14 protein-coding genes are annotated in these 18,068 nt (G+C 38.4%); 4 read left to right on the top strand and 10 right to left on the bottom strand.

The window, feature by feature from the left end:
• Positions 1-318: 318 nt before the first annotated feature.
• The gene (locus tag GR160_RS01135; RefSeq protein ID WP_160747993.1) at positions 319-1,716 is read right to left on the bottom strand and encodes a Do family serine endopeptidase; all 1,398 of its coding nucleotides are present in this window, start codon (positions 1,714-1,716) and stop codon (positions 319-321) included.
• Between the two features lie 112 nt (positions 1,717-1,828).
• Here GR160_RS01135 and dapF point away from each other — a divergent pair, with 112 nt between their 5' ends.
• The 4 genes from dapF to GR160_RS01115 all read left to right on the top strand — a co-directional run bounded on the left by dapF (position 1,829) and on the right by GR160_RS01115 (position 5,112).
• Positions 1,829-2,611, top strand: coding sequence for a diaminopimelate epimerase (gene dapF / locus GR160_RS01130; RefSeq protein WP_160747992.1), 783 nt, complete (start codon positions 1,829-1,831; stop codon positions 2,609-2,611).
• The gene (locus tag GR160_RS01125) at positions 2,605-3,135 is read left to right on the top strand and encodes a GNAT family N-acetyltransferase (RefSeq protein WP_160747991.1); all 531 of its coding nucleotides are present in this window, start codon (positions 2,605-2,607) and stop codon (positions 3,133-3,135) included. Before dapF ends, GR160_RS01125 begins: the two co-directional genes overlap by 7 nt.
• Before the next feature lie 11 nt (positions 3,136-3,146).
• Positions 3,147-4,187 (top strand): endolytic transglycosylase MltG, encoded by a 1,041-nt coding sequence (gene mltG, locus GR160_RS01120; protein WP_160747990.1) that lies wholly within the window; start codon positions 3,147-3,149, stop codon positions 4,185-4,187.
• 271 nt (positions 4,188-4,458) lie between these two features.
• Entirely contained in the window at positions 4,459-5,112 is a 654-nt protein-coding gene (locus tag GR160_RS01115; RefSeq protein ID WP_160747989.1) for a peptidoglycan-binding protein LysM, read from the top strand.
• A gap of 7 nt (positions 5,113-5,119) precedes the next feature.
• Here the strand turns inward: GR160_RS01115 and GR160_RS01110 are convergent, their stop codons facing one another.
• The 9 genes from GR160_RS01110 to GR160_RS01070 form a co-directional block, all read right to left on the bottom strand.
• Positions 5,120-5,527, bottom strand: a complete 408-nt coding sequence (locus GR160_RS01110; RefSeq protein WP_160747988.1) for a hypothetical protein — start codon at positions 5,525-5,527, stop codon at positions 5,120-5,122.
• 365 nt (positions 5,528-5,892) lie between these two features.
• Positions 5,893-8,169: an aconitate hydratase gene (locus tag GR160_RS01105; RefSeq protein WP_160747987.1), complete on the bottom strand. Its 2,277-nt coding sequence runs from the start codon at positions 8,167-8,169 to the stop codon at positions 5,893-5,895.
• Between the two features lie 54 nt (positions 8,170-8,223).
• Positions 8,224-11,004 carry a bifunctional aconitate hydratase 2/2-methylisocitrate dehydratase gene (locus GR160_RS01100; protein WP_160747986.1) on the bottom strand — a complete coding sequence of 927 codons (2,781 nt, stop codon included), beginning with the start codon at positions 11,002-11,004 and terminating at the stop codon, positions 8,224-8,226.
• A gap of 716 nt (positions 11,005-11,720) precedes the next feature.
• Positions 11,721-12,095: a hypothetical protein gene (locus GR160_RS01095; RefSeq protein ID WP_160747985.1), complete on the bottom strand. Its 375-nt coding sequence runs from the start codon at positions 12,093-12,095 to the stop codon at positions 11,721-11,723.
• 56 nt (positions 12,096-12,151) lie between these two features.
• Positions 12,152-12,571, bottom strand: coding sequence for a hypothetical protein (locus GR160_RS01090; protein ID WP_160747984.1), 420 nt, complete (start codon positions 12,569-12,571; stop codon positions 12,152-12,154).
• A 25-nt stretch (positions 12,572-12,596) separates the two neighbouring features.
• On the bottom strand, positions 12,597-13,550 hold the full coding sequence (locus GR160_RS01085) for a MoxR family ATPase (protein ID WP_160747983.1): 954 nt from the start codon (positions 13,548-13,550) through the stop codon (positions 12,597-12,599).
• A 105-nt stretch (positions 13,551-13,655) separates the two neighbouring features.
• A complete protein-coding gene (locus tag GR160_RS01080; RefSeq protein ID WP_160747982.1) occupies positions 13,656-15,065 on the bottom strand; it encodes a peptidylprolyl isomerase in 1,410 nt (469 codons plus the stop codon).
• Positions 15,049-15,900, bottom strand: a complete 852-nt coding sequence (locus GR160_RS01075; RefSeq protein WP_160747981.1) for a peptidyl-prolyl cis-trans isomerase — start codon at positions 15,898-15,900, stop codon at positions 15,049-15,051. Before GR160_RS01075 ends, GR160_RS01080 begins: the two co-directional genes overlap by 17 nt.
• Positions 15,900-17,909 carry a peptidylprolyl isomerase gene (locus GR160_RS01070; RefSeq protein WP_160747980.1) on the bottom strand — a complete coding sequence of 670 codons (2,010 nt, stop codon included), beginning with the start codon at positions 17,907-17,909 and terminating at the stop codon, positions 15,900-15,902. The genes GR160_RS01075 and GR160_RS01070 overlap by 1 nt, the downstream gene beginning before the upstream one ends.
• Positions 17,910-18,068: the final 159 nt, after the last annotated feature.

Here is an 18,068-nt window from a genome sequence, read left to right as displayed (position 1 = left end):
CAATTGGCAGCCCGATTTTTTTACAAATCATCGCATCATAAAAGCTTTTTAACGTACAGGCTTAAAACTACCCCCAGATCAATACCAATTTGATGCAGTTTACCCACACTTAATTTACTTTATCTTTTTGTATGTCTTGCAGCTTTGCAAATAACAAGCAAAGCACTTAATCATATTAAAATATAGTATAGCTTTCAATTAACCTTACCTATCTTACTTAGATGAATATAAATCAGCATTATATAGCTATTAAAACACAAAGCCCCGGCCTGCATTACAGGCCGGGGCTTAACAATATAAAAAAGCAAGATGAATTTATTACATTATAAAACGTACTATTTGTCCGTTTTTGGTAAGCATCTCTACACGTACACGCTGGTTAGGGTTTTTATTTCCTAATATAGACGATACTGTTTCTATATCGATGGCTTTTGTATTGTTTATGGTAAGTATAATACCGCCTTTTAATTCATCATAATAAGGCATATAATCTTCATCAGTAATCTCCTTTATACGAACACCATAGTTTAATTTAAGCTGTTTCTTTTCATCTGCACTTAAATCCTGTAACTCAAGACCATCGTAACTATAGCTGTTTATTTCATTTTTACTCAGTTTTACAGGTACAGTAACTAGATCTCCACCGCGTTGCAATGTAACTTTAACTACATCGTTAGGGCGTTTGGTTACAATAGCAGCATTAAGGTCAGAGAATCCGTTAACAGCCTTATCATCAATTTTAACAATAATGTCTCCTTTTTTAATCCCTGCTTTTTGGGCACCACTTTTATCTACCACACTGTTAACATAAAATCCCTGCGTTTGGTTTATACCCAGCTCTTTGCTCACAGTGCTGTTAAGTTCGCCACCCTGCACGCCAAGTGCACCACGCTGCACATTGCCATACTCCATGATGTCTTCAATGATCTTACGTGTAATATTACTTGGCACTGCAAACGAGTAGCCTACATAAGAGCCTGTTTGAGAAGATATCATAGTGTTTATACCTATAAGTTCTCCACGCGTGTTAACTAATGCACCGCCACTATTACCCGGATTAACGGCCGCATCGGTTTGTATAAAAGACTGTAAGCCATCTTTGCTAAGGTTTCTGGCTTTTGCCGAAACGATACCTGCTGTAACGGTACTGGTAAGGTTATAGGGATTACCCACGGCAAGCACCCACTCGCCTACCTTCATGTTATCGCTGTTTCCAAAAGTGGCATAAGGCAGTTTTTCTTTAGCATCGATTTTTAAAAGTGCGATATCCATTTTGCTGTCGGTACCCACAAGCCTCGCTTTATAAGACTTATTGTCGTTCAGGGTAACTTCGAGGTCGCTCGCATTTTGTATAACGTGGTTATTGGTAACAATATAACCGTCTTGTGTAATAATAACACCGCTACCCGTGCCTACCTGAGCCTGTGGTTGCTGACCCCTTGAGCCGTAGAAAAATTCAAGCATAGGGTTGGTGGCAGTGGCATAAGTTGTGTTCTTTACGTGTACCACTGTATGTACAGCTTTGTCTGCCGCCTCAGTAAAATCGACCGATTCGGGTACGCCTAATGATACATTTTTTGTGTAAGATGATGATTGCGGAGCGGCAATTGATAAGGCAGAACTTGGTGTGTCGTTATCAAATACCAGTTTATAAGCTCCAAGAGTAGTGGCCCCGCTTAAAAGGGATACCAAAAACAAGCTCGAAAATCTTTTCATAATAAAAGCAGTATTTAATTTAAATGGTTAATTAATTATAACTAAACTGCGGTTGCAACCCTGTACGGAATGTCGTTAATATTTGTACTTTTGTTCTTTATTATCTGCAAAAATGGAATACACTTTTTACAAATATCAGGGTACCGGTAACGACTTTGTCATGGTAGACAACCGTGATGATGTATTTCCCAAAAATGATACCAAACTTGTTGCAAAACTGTGCGACCGCAAATTTGGCATTGGTGCCGATGGACTCATCTTATTAGAAAACGCAGAAAGTACCGATTTTCGTATGGTGTATTATAATTCTGATGGAAATGAAAGTACTATGTGCGGTAATGGGGGAAGATGTATTGTAGCTTTTGCCAACCACTTAGGCATTATTGACAACGAAACTGAATTTGATGCAGTAGACGGGAAACACCATGCTACGATAAATAATGAGGGAATTGTATCGTTGCACATGAAAGATGTTAACACAGTATCGGTTTATGAAAATTATGTTTTTCTTGATACCGGATCGCCCCACCATGTAGAAATAGTAAGCAACCTCCCGGCACTAGATGTTAAAGGTATTGGTGCCAACATTAGATATAGCGGCCTATATGGAGACAAAGGTGCTAACGTAAATTTTGTGAGCCAGGCTGCCCCTGACATTTTTTCAGTGCGCACCTACGAACGCGGTGTAGAAGACGAAACACTTTCGTGCGGAACAGGTGTTACCGCAGTGGCTTTAGCTATGAAAGTTACTGGAAAGACAGAATCTGACAGCGTAACGCTAAACACTCCGGGGGGTGAACTTAATGTGTCTTTTAAACAAAACGGGCATCAGTTTACTGAGGTATATTTAACCGGCCCTGCAAAATTTGTTTTTAAAGGCCAGGCGCAATGGTAACCCTAACCGGAAGCACAATATATCTTAGGGCACTCGAACCCGAAGACCTTGAATTTATTTACCGCCTGGAAAATAATGAGACACTTTGGAGTGTGAGCAATACACAAACGCCTTATAGCCGTTTTTTAATACGCCAGTATCTTGAAAATGCCCATCAGGACATTTATGAAGCTAAACAACTTCGACTTGCCATTTGCCTTAGTGGAAGTTTTGGAGCAATTGGACTCATAGATCTTTTTGATTTTGACCCAACAAACCAAAGGGCAGGTGTTGGTATTGTAATACAAAACCCGGAAGACCGTAGCAAAGGCTATGCAAAAGAGGCATTACAGCTTGTAATAAACTATAGTTTTAAGGCGCTGCAACTACATCAGCTATATGCTAATATTGATGTTGCTAATGTTGCAAGTACCAGCCTTTTTACTAATTTTGGCTTCCGTTTAATAGGGATAAAAAAAGATTGGAACAGACGCGAAAATCTCTATTTTGACGAAGCTTTATATCAATTGGTTAACAAACTTTAAAAAAATACACTTTGAGTTTTAAAAGAATTATCAGCATCGCATCGGTTGTAATCATCATAGGAGTTTCGATCTATGCCTACATTATGTACCAAAAAGTTTTTTCTGTAAACACTAAATTCAGCGAAAGCGAAGTAGCGGTTTATATACCTACAGGGTCTGATTTTAATAAGGTAAAGGAACTGGTTGCCCCTTATGTGGAAGATATGGATCGTTTCGAGATGGTAGCCGAAAAAAAGAAATATCCGCAAAACGTTAAATACGGAAAGTTTATACTTACGAACGGTATGAACAGTAACGATATTATTAATGCCCTGCGCTGGCCTGTGCCTGTAAAACTCTCTTTTAACAATCAGGAAACACTGCAAAACGCTGTAGGCCGTATTGCCCAACAGATAGAACCGGATAGCCTTTCGTTATTACAAGCTTTTACCGACAAAACATTTTTAGAAGAGAACGGCTTTAACGAAGATAATGTGCTTAGCATTTTTATACCAAACACTTATGAGTTCTTTTGGAATACGAGTGCCACAAAAGTTAGGGATAAGCTAATTAAAGAATACCGAAAATTCTGGACACCGGAGCGTGTTGCAAAAGCAGAAGCGCAGGGGTTGACTCCGTTACAGGTATCTGCATTAGCTGCTATTGTACACAAAGAAACCGTTAAGAACGACGAAAGGCCTCGTGTCGCCGGAGTATATCTTAACCGTCTTCATAAAGGGATTAAACTTGAGGCCGACCCTACAGTGATCTATTCAATCAAAAAACAATCAGGTGATTTTGACCAGGTAATTAAACGTGTATTCTTTAAAGACCTTGTTATAGATTCTCCTTACAATACATATAAGTATGAAGGCCTGCCACCAGGCCCGATTGCTATGCCCGATGTGACTGCTATAGATGCCGTATTAAACCCGGAAAAGCACAATTATATTTATTTTTGTGCAAGCGTAACCAATTTTGGCTACCATGAGTTTGCCGTTACTCCGGCACAACACGAAGTAAACCGTCAAAAGTATGTTGCCTGGGTAGAAAAAATGGGTATAAAGAGGTAATTTCTTACATTAAATCATATTATACCCGGACAGTTTTACAGCTCTCCGGGTATTTTTTTTCAAAAAAATACCCATTAAAAAACGTCAGACTGAATTTTCCTTAAGCCCTTTGTTTCGGGTAGTTTAAAGCCGTTTTTATGTTAAATTAACAGTCTTAAAATTACGTTAAAACAAAACCATTTTGTAATTATCTGTAAATCAAGCGTTGTTTTTGCTTATATTTGCATCCTGTGAAATTCATAAAGTGACAGTTTATGAGCAATCAAATAGAATGATAAAAAGACAATGGACATACTTTTTGGGTTTAGCCCTTTTTATAACAGTAGTAAGCTCAGGCTTTAAAGCTAAAGAAGAGAAACAGTTTGGAAAAATAGAAGGTTTTCACCTTTCAGAAGATGAAATTACAAACTACTCTGTTCCTACCATTGATGAAACCGTTAAGGTAAACTTTAATTTTCCATTTACAGGAAAATCATACATAGGCTTTAAACAGGCTATAGCCATTAAAGAAAGCCAGGGCCTTTACAAATTAGTAAGCCGTTACGGTTATTTAGGCAAATACCAGTTTGGCAGAAGCACCCTTCGTGCCCTTGGCATAAAAAACACACAATCTTTTTTAAACAATCCGGGGTTACAGGAACGCGCATTTAAAGCCCTTTTAAGCAAAAATAAATGGGAACTTAAAGGCGAGATAGAACGTTATGAAGGTAAGGTAATAAAAGGCGTAAAAATAACCGAATCGGGCATTTTAGCAGCAGCTCACCTTGCTGGGGCTAATTCTGTAAAAGGATACCTTAATTCAAACGGCAGGCGTGGCTTTAAAGACGGTTTTGGAACTTCTTTAAAAAGCTATATAAGAAAGTTTGGCGGTTATGACACATCTAATATTGTAGCCCATCCTGAGCCAAAAGTAAGGCTTAACTAAGATTTTTTTAGGCGGTTAATTTACTAATTAAAGCCTGAGCTTCATTTAACTTAATTTGCTGGCTTTTTAATTCTTCAGTTGTTTTCATTAACACAATCCTATTGTCGGTATTTTTTACTTTTAAAAAAACTTTATCAGAGAGATTCTGTAAATGATTCTTTTGCATTTGCCTAAGATATTCGCCACAGGTAATGTCCTTCTCAATAATTGTCTTATTAGCATTATTAGCTAAAATATAATTACTAAGGTCGTCCTGAAGTTTCTTAGAACGTAACCTCTCCTGCTGGAAAATATCTAGCAGATTTTTCTTCCTGTTCCTGTAAGAAGAACGACCATTAATGAGTCTGAAAAGCAGGTATAGCAACAATATAGCTATAAGCGACAATAAAAATATAAGGTCGGGAAAGAGTGGCATAATAAAGTTTATTGAAGCCACTAAATTACATAAAACAACACATTATTGTTAACAGTTTTAGATATTAAATAATAAAAACCAATTATTTAATACAAATAGCTTTTAATTAACAAATACCGCATTGTAAACCCTTAAAAATCAGAAAAACTTAATATTATACCGAGTTTTTCAATCTCACAGATGTATATGCTCACTCAATTTATTTAAATTTTACATTTAAATACTATAGGTAATATGAAAATTCTGGAGGCAAAAAACCCTTTTAGAGTTGTGTGCAAACTAAAATAACTAACCGTCCAAAAAATCACATAAAAAAACTCCTACCTTTTCAGGTAGGAGCTTTTGATATACTAAAAAAATATGTTTTAAACTTTTTCTTCTTCGCCTGCCTTAGCAATAAGGTTAAGTGCGCTACCTGCCACAAACCAGCCTATTTGGCCTTCGTTGTAGCTGTGGTTTACTTTAATCTCTTCAGTAGTACCATTATCGTGCACTATCTGAATAGTGATTTGCTTACCCGGAGCAAATTCTTTAAGATCAGTGAAGTTAAAGGTATCATTCTCCTGTATTTTATCATAATCAGCCTCATTATCAAAAGTAAGCGCAAGCATACCCTGTTTTTTAAGGTTTGTTTCATGAATACGTGCAAACGATTTTACAAGCACAACCTTAACACCAAGATGTCTTGGCTCCATAGCTGCGTGCTCGCGGCTTGAACCTTCGCCATAGTTGTGGTCTCCCACAACAATACTTGGCACACCGGCAGCTTTATAAGCGCGGGCAGTAGCAGGTACAGCCTCATATTCGCCTGTAAGCTGGTTTTTAACATTATTAGTTTTCTGATTAAAGGCGTTTACTGCACCAATAAGCAGGTTGTTAGATATGTTGTCAAGGTGTCCGCGGAAACGCAACCATGGGCCCGCCATAGAAATATGGTCGGTAGTACATTTACCAAATGCTTTTATAAGAAGTTTGGCACCTGTAATATTCTCACCATCCCATGGAGTAAAAGGAGCAAGAAGCTGTAAACGCTCAGACTCCGGATTAACAGCAACCTGCACTTTAGAACCGTCCTCTGCCGGAGCCTGATAGCCCGGATCTTCGGCGTCAAATCCTTTAGGAGGAAGTTCATTTCCTGTTGGTTCATCAAGCATTACCTCTTCGCCATCTTCGTTAATAAGCTTGTCAGTAAGCGGGTTAAAACCAAGATCGCCAGCAATAGCAAGAGCCGTAACAAGTTCCGGAGAACCTACAAACGCTAATGTATTAGGGTTACCATCTGCACGCTTAGAGAAATTACGGTTAAATGAGTGTACAATAGTGTTACGCTCTTCTTTCTCTGCACCTTCCCTGTCCCACATACCAATACATGGGCCGCAGGCATTAGCAAATACAGTACCTCCTATTTTATCGAATGTATCGATAAAACCATCGCGTTCTATAGTGTAGCGTACAACCTCCGAACCCGGAGTGATCGTAAACTGCGCTTTTGTTTTAAGTTTCTTTTCGGCAACCTGCCTGGCAAGAGAAGCCGAACGTGAAATGTCTTCATAAGACGAGTTGGTACAAGAACCTATTAAACCAACCTGAACCTGTAAAGGCCAGTTGTTCTTCTCTGCCTCTTCCCTCATTTTAGATATAGGAGTAGCAAGATCCGGAGTAAAAGGGCCGTTTAAGTGCGGCTCAAGCTCGTTAAGGTTAATTTCGATAACCTGATCAAAATACTGCTCAGGGTTAGCATAAACTTCTGCATCACCAGTTAGGTATGGAGCTACAGCATCGGCAGCATCAGCTACATCGGCACGATTTGTAGCACGAAGATAACGGCTCATAGAATCGTCATAACCAAAAGTAGATGTTGTTGCACCCACCTCGGCACCCATATTACAAATAGTACCTTTACCAGTACACGACATAGATGTGGCACCTTCGCCAAAATATTCAACAATAGCACCAGTACCCCCTTTTACAGTAAGAATACCAGCCACTTTAAGAATAATATCTTTAGGAGCTGTCCAGCCCGATAGTTTGCCTGTTAGTTTTACACCTATAAGTTTAGGGAATTTAAGCTCCCATGCCATGCCGCTCATTACGTCTACTGCATCAGCACCACCAACACCAATGGCAAGCATACCAAGACCACCTGCATTAACAGTGTGAGAGTCGGTACCTATCATCATACCACCCGGAAATGCATAGTTTTCAAGCACTACCTGGTGAATGATACCTGCACCCGGTTTCCAAAACCCAATGCCATATTTATTAGATATAGAAGACAGGAAGTCAAAAACTTCGTTGCTCTGTTCTTTTGCACGTTTTAAATCGGTCTTAGCATCAACCTTAGCCTGTATAAGGTGGTCGCAGTGCACAGTTGTAGGCACAGCAACGCGCGCTTTACCTGCGTGCATAAACTGTAAAAGAGCCATCTGGGCGGTTGCATCCTGACAGGCTACCCTGTCCGGAGCAAAGTCCACATAATCTTTACCTCTTGTAAACGCCTGGGTTGGTAAACCTTCCCAAAGGTGAGAATACAGGATTTTTTCTGATAGTGTCAGAGGGCGGCCAACCAGTTCGCGTGCTTTATCAACACGCTCAGCCATAGTCCCGTACACCTTTTTTATCATTTCAATATCAAAAGCCATATCTCTATAATTTAATATTAAACGTTTATTGTTCTGTCAGCCTAAGCACCAAATTTACACAGCCAACTGTTTATGAGTCGGAGAGAACTTAGTTAAGTTAATTCCCTCTACTGCAGCCTTGTATTCATTGATGGTTGGGATACGGCCTAAAATTGCCGATAATACAACAACCGGTGTAGAAGCAAGCAACGATTCTCCTTTTTTACGTTCTGTATCTTCTACAACACGGCCTTGGAAAAGACGTGTAGAAGTCGCCATAACGGTATCGCCTTTGGCTGCTTTTTCCTGATTACCCATACAAAGGTTACAACCCGGACGCTCCAAATACATCATGTTTTCGTATTCCGTACGTGCAGTATTTTTAGGTAAAAGGTCGCTGAACTCAAAACCTGAATACTTTTGTAACAAATCCCAATCGCCTTCAGCTTTCAGCTCATCAATAATATTATAAGTAGGTGCGGCTACAACAAGTGGGGCGTTAAACTTAACTTCACCCTGTTGTTCTTCAAGGTTCTTAAGCATTTGAGAAACGATTTTCAAATCGCCTTTATGAACCATACACGAACCTACAAAGCCTAAATCAACTTTTTTATCATCGCCATAATAAGATATAGCGCGAATTGTATCGTGTGTATATCGTTTAGAAACATCTTCATTATTCACATCCGGGTCAGCAATCATCGGTTCTGCTATAACATCAAGATCGATAACAACTTCTGCATAATATTTTGCATTTTCATCCGGAGTTAAGACCGGTTTTACGCCTAATTTTATATCAGTTATCCTCTTATTAGCCTTGTCTATCAAGCCCTGTAGTACCTGATTGTGGTTATCCATACCTTTATCGATCATGATCTGGATCCTGCTTTTAGCGATTTCCAGTGATTCGATCAAAGTATCGTTATTAGAGATACATATTGAGGCTTTCGCCTTCATTTCCGCTGTCCAGTCTGTAAACGTAAATGCCTGATCTGCTAAAAGTGTGCCAATATGAACCTCTATGATCCTACCCTGGAAAACATTTTCGCCATCAAATTGCTGTAGCATTTGCAATTGTGTTGCATGAACAATATCGCGGAAATCCATGTAATCTTTCATTTCACCTTTGAATGTAACTTTTACAGACTCCGGTATTGGCATCGAAGCCTCACCCGTTGCCAATGCAAGTGCTACGGTTCCTGAATCGGCTCCAAAAGCAACACCTTTAGACATCCTTGTATGCGAGTCACCCCCAATGATGATAGCCCATTCATCTACAGTAATATCGTTCAGAACTTTGTGAATAACGTCGGTCATTGAATGGTAAACGCCTTTAGGGTCGCGGGCAGTAATAACACCAAAATCGTTCATGAACTTCATTAGTTTAGGGATGTTTGCCTGCGCTTTTTTATCCCAAACCGAAGCCGTGTGGCAACCTGACTGATAAGCTCCGTCAACACTTGGCGAAATAACCGTTGCTGCCATAGATTCCAGTTCCTGTGCGGTCATAAGGCCTGTCGTATCCTGAGAACCAACAATGTTTACCTTTACACGAACATCAGAACCTGCATACAACAGTTTGCCCGGTGTTACGCCAACTGCATTTTTATTGAATATTTTTTCTACAGCAGTAAGTCCCTGTCCTTCGACTGAAATTTCTTTTGATGGTGCAAATACCGCCGGAATATCAATACCCAAAGTTTGGGCCGCGAATGTTTGTATTTTTTTACCGAACACCACAGCATAAGAACCACCCGCTTTGATGAATTCTAATTTTTGCGGCGTAAAGGATTTAGAAAGGTCAATCAGTTCCTGATCTCCGTTATATAATTTTTTCTTCCTGGTATTAATCGTTAAAACGGTTCCGGTAGCAACAGAATAAACCTCTTCTAAAACAGGCTCTCCTTTTTCGTTACGTACAAGGTTGCCGTCTGCGTCATGTTTTTTAACCCAGTTTTTAAGGTCAATCCCTATACCACCTGTAACATCTACAGTTGTAAGGAAAATAGGCGAGATACCATTTGTTCCGCCCACAATTGGTGCAATATTTACGAACGGTATGTAAGGACTTGCCTGTTTACCTGTCCATAGTGCCACGTTATTTACACCCGACATACGAGATGAACCTACACCCATTGTACCTTTTTCCGCAATCAGCATGATGCTTGCATCGGGAAACTGTACTTGAAAATCCTTTATTTCCTGTTGTTGCTGTGGCGTCATCATACACAATCCATGTAATTCGCGGTCAGAGCGTGAGTGCGCCTTATTACCCGGCGAAAGCAAATCAGTAGAAATATCACCTTCAGCAGCAATATATGTAACAATTTTTATCTCTTCCGGAACTTCAGGAAGCTGTGTAAAAAACTCTGCCTGCGCATAGCTTTCTAAAATTTCTTTGGCAATTGCATTTCCGCTTTCGTAGGCCGCTTTCAAACGGTCTGTATCCGCCTCATAAAGAAAAACCTGTGTTTTCAGTACATCTCCAGCATGCTTTGCTATAGAAAAATCATGACCAAGAGCTAAATCAAGCAATACCTCGATTGATTTACCACCTTTCATGTGCGATAATAATTCAAAGGCAAATGCAGGAGTGATTTCTTCAACTACAGCTTTACCAAGAATAATTTCCTTTAAAAATTGTGCTTTCACACCTGCCGCTGGAGTTGTACCCGGCAAAGTATTATAAATAAAAAACTTAACAGAATCTGTTCTGTGCGGATTATCGGTATCTTTTATTTGGGCAATAATTTCGCTTAATAGTTCTGCTCCGTCAATTGGTTTAGGGTGAAGTCCCTGGGCTTTTCTTTCTTCAATTTCTTTTATATAATCTTGATAAATATTATCAAAAGCCATAGTAAGTATATTATGTTCGTTTGTAAAAAATGTCTGTAAAGTTACTCAAACTTATTTCAATTAAAAAATTTTTAGCTATTCTTTAGTTTGACGAAATTATTATTTATAAACATTCTATTTTACTGTTTATATTTCAATAAATTTAAGATTAAAGGCTCTTCATTCAGGATTAGTCAATTATTTTTAAAAATATTAACAAATCGTAATCATTAGGCTTAATTTTATAAAATATAGAAAATTAGCTGAAACAAAAAATACAAAAATATTTTACTTAAATCAATTACTAAACCGTTTTAGTTGGTGGTTTTGCTGCTATTTTTCATTTTCATGTAATAACTAAGTAGTCCTGAAGACAGCACAACTCCAATCCCAAAAAGCAATGCTTTTATAATCAGAAATTTTAAATGTCCATCCGCTTTTACAACGGTTGCAAAATAGCCGAAAAATGCACTGATAAACATGTAAAGAGAAAACACAAAAAGTGGTATACCGCAAAATATACCCAAATATTTTTGATCATAAAATAACTGCAGCATAAGTAATACAAATGCACCAACTGCCGGATAATTGATAATACCTAACGAAAGGTAAGACTCTGAAAACCAAAAAACAGCAAGTAAAATAAAGTACAAATAAGAAATATTGCGAAACACTCTAACCATAACGCAATTAAATAAAAAAACTGAATAATTGAATATTTAATCTCTGTTTATGCATTAAGTAGTGTATGGCATTTTAAGAGCCGGTTTAGCCTTTGCATATTTGTAAACCATAGCCGAAGCGGTAAAAAAAGAGAAGATAAAAACTCCTGCGCCTGTAATTAAAAAATCTAATCCGTCTGCCGATCCCACAGGAAAGTCGTTAAATTCAGAGCACACAGCAAGCAACATAAATAGCGAGAATATTGCAACTACAATACCAACAGCAAGCCCTACTATCCTTTTCTGAAAAAATATCTGAAATAGAAATAATAAAGCAGCAGTAATGGCAAAATAATTTACATGGCCACTTGCAGCAAGATTTTCCAGCAGCCAGTATAACGAAAACGCAAGAAAGAAAAATTCAGGAAAAACAAGAATATTTTTTTTCATAGTGATAACAATTGGTTGTAAATAATCTAACGGCAAGATGTTTACTTTAGTATGAATTAATTTACACCATAACTTTGAATTGCTACAATTCGGCTATTCCTGTAGAAAGAATATTTTTTTTCAGTACGCTCAAGATACCTGTAAAGTAACAGGGATTTATTAAACAGTTGTTTTGCCTCTCCTCTATTTTCAGTCTGAAGCTGTTCTTGTGCCATAAGGTAAAGCACATCAGCAAGCTTTTCATAATTACCCTCATTGAATTTACCTGTATCTATAAGTCTCTGTAAAAAATCATCATCACCCAACATTACAGCTTCATCAGGATCAAAACCTAATTCAGCTTTAAGCGCAAGTGATGCAAGCTGCTTAGAAGTTTCCAGCCCCGGACTTTTCTTTCCTATCAAAAAGCCTATAATATTCTTAAGCACAAGCCCCAGCTGCTCTATCTGACTTTCTAAATAATCTCTTTTTTCCATAATACATAAATACAAAAAAAGCTGTTTAAAACAGCTTTTTGATTATCATTTCTTCGGTTATACCTTCGGCATCAGCCTTGTAGTTTTTAATAATCCTGTGGCGCAATATACCTGTTGCAACAGCCTGGACATCTTCTATATCGGGGCTAAACTTGCCCTGCAAAGCTGCATTGGTTTTTGCCGCCAATATAAGGTTTTGCGAAGCTCTTGGCCCCGCCCCCCAGTCAAGATAAGTCTTCACATAATCGTTGCTAAGCGGATTGCCCGGCCTTGTCTTATTTACCAGGGTAACGGCATACTCTATTACATTATCTGCCACAGGAACACGACGAATCAGGTGCTGAAAATCAGTTATTTCCTGTGCGTTAAATAGTGGATTTATAGTGGCTTTGGTGTCGGCAGTAGTACTCTTAACAACCTGTACCTCTTCGGCAAATGTTGGATAATCAAGTTTAATAGCAAACATAAACCTGTCCAACTGTGCTTCCGGCAGCGGATAGGTTCCCTCCTGCTCTATTGGGTTTTGTGTTGCCAATACAAAATAAGGCAATGGAAGCCTATGATTTTCTCCGGCAATAGTTACCGATTTTTCCTGCATAGCCTCAAGCAGCGCAGCCTGTGTTTTGGGCGGTGTACGGTTTATCTCATCAGCAAGGATAATGTTAGAAAAAATAGGCCCTTTTAAAAATTTAAACTGCCTGCTCTCGTCTAATATTTCGCTGCCCAATATATCAGATGGCATAAGGTCGGGCGTAAACTGTATGCGCTTAAACTCCAGACCCAGAGCCTGCGATATAGTGTTTACCATCAATGTTTTTGCAAGACCCGGCACACCCACTAAAAGGGCATGGCCTCCTGCAAAAACACTAAGAACGATCTGGTTTATAACTTCTTCCTGACCTACAATTACTTTTGCTATCTCTTTTTTTAATGCTGCCTGTTTTTGTACTAAGTTTTGTATCGCTGCTACGTCTGACATAGGGTTTGCTGATTCTTTTAATTAAAAATAAAGCTAAGGAAATCCTTAGCTTCAAACTTATAAATAATTTTACGGTTTACCTAAATATTAAACACACAAAGGCAATTATTTTTTTACCCAGTTGTTCGTGAATTTACACTCACGATACTCACCATTTACTTTAATATAGGTGTCCTTAATTTTTTCGGCACTCCATTTTGCAATGGTCTTTATCTGTTTTTCCTTAAGGGCAAGCTCCTTAATTTTTGTATAATCTTTTGCATAATCAGCAGGATGTTCATCATAGCGGTTAGTAACCGTTAGCAGCTTATAGCTTTGCATACCTCTTTGATCTGTATCCAATATAGGTTCAGACACTTGTTTATCCTTAAGATCTGACACCTGATTATAAATGGTAGGATCCATTTTAGTAAGCTCAAAACGGGTTTCCAGCGTGCGTGGGTTCATTAGTAACCCCCCACTGTTTTTTGTCTCTTTTTCATCCGATTCTGATCGGGCTGCATCAGCAAAACTTATCTCCCCGCTAACAATTTTTTTCCTTATCGATTCGGCCTTGTCTTTGGCTTCGCGCAATGCCTCCGGAGTAACTTTAGGTGAAATAAGTATGTGCCTTACATCAAGCTCTTGGCCTCGTATTTTTTCAACATAAATAAGGTGATAACCATACTCAGACTCAACAGGTTCAGATATTTCTCCCTCTGCAAGGCTAAAAGCCGTATCCTTAAACTCTTTTACAAATTGTGTTTTACGTGTAATTTTATAAAAACCTCCACTGGAACGCGACCCGGGGTCTTCTGAATAAAGCACTGCCTTACTGTAAAAACTCGAACCATCCTGAACGTCTTTTTTTATCTGCTTGAGCCTGTCTATTACTATTTGCTTTTCTGCCTGAGAAACCTTTGGCTTTATAACAATTTGTGCTACTTCCATCTCTGCACCAAACACCGGCAGGTCGTCTTTACCAAACTTTGCATAAAACTGCCTCACCTCTTCAGGGGTAATAGTAACTTCATCAATGATCTTTTTTTGCATCTGCTCTGTAAGCTTTTGCGTTTTTATCATTTCGAAAAGCTCGGTTTTAAAGCTCTCTATGTTTTTCTTTTTAAAGTATGCTACCATTTTATCTACAGACCCCAGTTGCTCTACGAAGTAGTCTATCTGACGGTCCATAGTTTCGTTTACCTCAGCATCATGCACAATAATACTATCCTGTATTGCCTGGTGAGCATAAAGTTTATCTTCCAACAATTTACCTAAAAGTTCGCAACGGGTTACCTCTTCAACAGGTACATTTTGAGCCTGGAGCTCTTTATACATAAGATCTATATCGCTGTCTAAAACCACATAGTCACCTACAACTGCAATTACACCGTCAACCTTAAGTTTACCTTTTTTAGATGCAGGCTTTACACTGTCTTTCACCGTTGCTGTAGGTATAATTTCCTGAGCAGCGGCCGATAGCCCTAAGAACACAAAGGCTAAAAGCAATGCCAACCTGTTATTTATAAATTTCATACTTCTTATTTTTAATCGCGTCATCCGTAATTTCTTTTTGGAATTTCTTTATTAACTCCAGTTTCCTGTTATTTATTATTACCTGCTCTAAAGTTGGCTTTATATATTCAAAAGGGGCTATTTGGTTTGCATCTATTACACGCGATACCTTAACAATATAAACATCTGTAGAATCAGGATATTGATAAGATATACCGCTGCTTATATATTTTGCACGGTTGTCGGGCGTAATAAAAGGCAGTTTTTGGTAAATCCCATTCATATCTGTCCAAACCGTATCGTTAAAAGCATAGCTTTTAAATTGCAAAGCCATATCTGTAAGCGCCTTAAAGTCTTTTTTATTGCCACTTAAAAAACGTTGTCTTGCAATACCATATTTTGGATGGTCTTTAGCTATGCGAATATACTTTAACCTTGCAAGGGAGCCTGTTGTTTTAAAATTCTCTTTGTTGCTGTTGTAATATTTTACAAGCTCATCATCTGTAACAAGAGTATCTACGCTTTGCTTAACTACTTCCTCCAAATAAGCTTTGGTGTACAGATCGGCAGCATATTGTTTGACCAGTGCATCAAGCTCCTGTTGCTTTTCGCTGCCAATGTTTACAACGGCTGCATCATACATAAGCCTTTGCGATGCCCAGCGGTCTATGTAGTTCTTTATAATGGCAATACTGTCCTGTTTGGTAGTTCCGGCAGGTACCATACCTGCAAGTTCCTGCCTGTCAAGATAAGAATTGTTTACCCGCGCAGCGGCATTATCAGGTCCTGCTTCCTGTTTGTTGTTGCAGGCCCACAATGTTATTGCGCAAAATAGCAGTATTGCCCTTTTTACCATTATTGGTTAAGCTCTTTTTTTACTTTTTCAAACACTTCAGCATTTACCTTAACAGTAAACTCTTTCTTAAGGTCGTCTACCCATGTGTTTTCAAGATACTGCTGATAATCGTTAACAACACGGCCTTTGGCCTCTTCAAGTGTTTTAGGACCCGCAGGCAATACTTTTATCGTTTTTGTTACATAAAAATAATCACCCTCTTTTATAATTGAAGATATACCAGTTTTCCACTCTGCCTGTTTTGGTAAAGCTTCACTGTCCTGCTCATAAGTACCCGTTTTTTCAATTACGTTTACTTTATCTTTAGTATTAAGTTTACTTTTAATATAGGCTGCATCTTTACCTTTAAGCAGATAATCTCTTGTTTTCTTAATGTCCTTTTCGTTAGTAGACGAATACACCTCTGCTTCTACCCTTGCTTTCCATTGGTAATTGGCAACATTGGCATCATAGAAATTCTTAAGGCCAATAGTATCGTTTTTAGCTTTTTCCCATATCTCTTTTTCCATCAGGTCAAAAAGCAGTAATCCGTCACGATATTCTTCCATAACCTGTGCAAACTCCGGAAACTCCTTTTCCAGGTTATCATTGTAATACACATTAAGTTGTTCGCTTGTAAAACGGTCTAAAAGCATGTCGGCAGCTTTGGCTACAGGCTTAGTACTGATGCCCATTCTTTGCTGAGCGTTTACATATTCCAGAAAATCTTTACCCGTAAACTTTTTATCATTGTTTATAGTAAGCAGTGTCTTATCAAATGGTTTAAGGTCGGCAGGAGGTGTCCAGCCCATAGTGTAGATACTGTCGGTAATCGTTTTTACAACCTCGCCATATAGTTTTTTATCTTTCTCTACGGCATATTTGTTTTTAAGCTTTTCATTCATAGACTCAACAATGCGTCTTGAACGTTCGTCTCTTTTTATCCTTGCTTCAATATCGCCTTTAACCTCTTCAAGTTTTTTAACAGGTTTCTTTTCCACAAGCTTTATTATATGCCATCCAAACTGGGTTTCTACCGGAGCAGAAAATTCCCCCGGTTTTGTAAGAGCAAACGACGCATCTTCAAATTCCTGAGAAGTAAGGTCTCCTGAGTTGAAAGAATTAAGCACACCGCCAGCATCAGAACTTGATTTATCTTCACTAAACTGTTTGGCAAGAGCAGCAAAATCTTCGCCTTGCTTAAGTTTTTTATAAATATCGTCTATCTTGGTTTTAGCTTTTGCAGCCTCTGCAGCATTCTCAGCCTTAGGCTTCATTATCATAATATGAGCCACTGTAACCTCGCCTCTGTTTGCTCTCTCATCGGTAACTTTTACAATATGGTAACCAAAACGTGTTCTTACAGGTTTAGACACCTGTCCTTTTGGAGTGTTGTATGCTATATTTTCAAACGGATAAACCATTCTGAATACTGTAAAATAGCCAAGATCCCCCTTATTTTCTTTTACAGACGGATCTTCAGATGTTTCTACTGCCAGTTTTTCAAAATTCTCTCCGGCAGCTGCTCTCTTATAAACAGCAATAGCCTTATTATAAGCTTTAAGAGTATCGGCAGGTGCAGCATTTTCATCTGCCATGATCAATATATGCGACGCTCTTAATTCTTTAAGCGAACGGTTGTAGGCTTCATCTATAAGTTCTGTAGTAACCTTACTGTCGGTAAGATAGTTTTTTGCAAGCTGAGTGCGGTAGCTTTTAAGCTCTCCCTGGTATTTTTTGTTATTTTGAAGCCCAAGCTTATTTGCTTTATTTACTTTAAGCTTATATCCTGTAAAGAGTTCAAGATAATTGGTCAGGTCTTTTTGAGAATCGTCTTTTACGAGGTCGAGGTTTTTGTTATAAACCCTTACAAATTCATCTGTGTAATATGGTTTATCGTCTATGGTAAACAAAATATCTTTTTGGGGTGCCGGTGCTGCCGCTGTTTGTGTGGTTTCCTGAGCGGTTTTGCAACCCGAAGTAAGTAACGCCGTTAGTAAAAGGCCTGAAAGAACCTGGTTTAGTCTCATTATAAAATTAATTTATATGCTTAAATACGGTTTGTAAACGTAGTATCGGTTAAAAAATTATGATTGCTTATTTTTTGCAACTCACAAAAGTAAGCAATCGGCAGTATTATGCAAGTATATAATGTTTATTTATACACTAACCTGCTCAACTTTTTAGCG

Source organism: Flavobacterium sp. Sd200 (assembly GCF_009826935.1).
GTDB lineage: Bacteria > Bacteroidota > Bacteroidia > Flavobacteriales > Flavobacteriaceae > Flavobacterium.
This window is presented reverse-complemented; position numbering and strand designations above follow the sequence as displayed.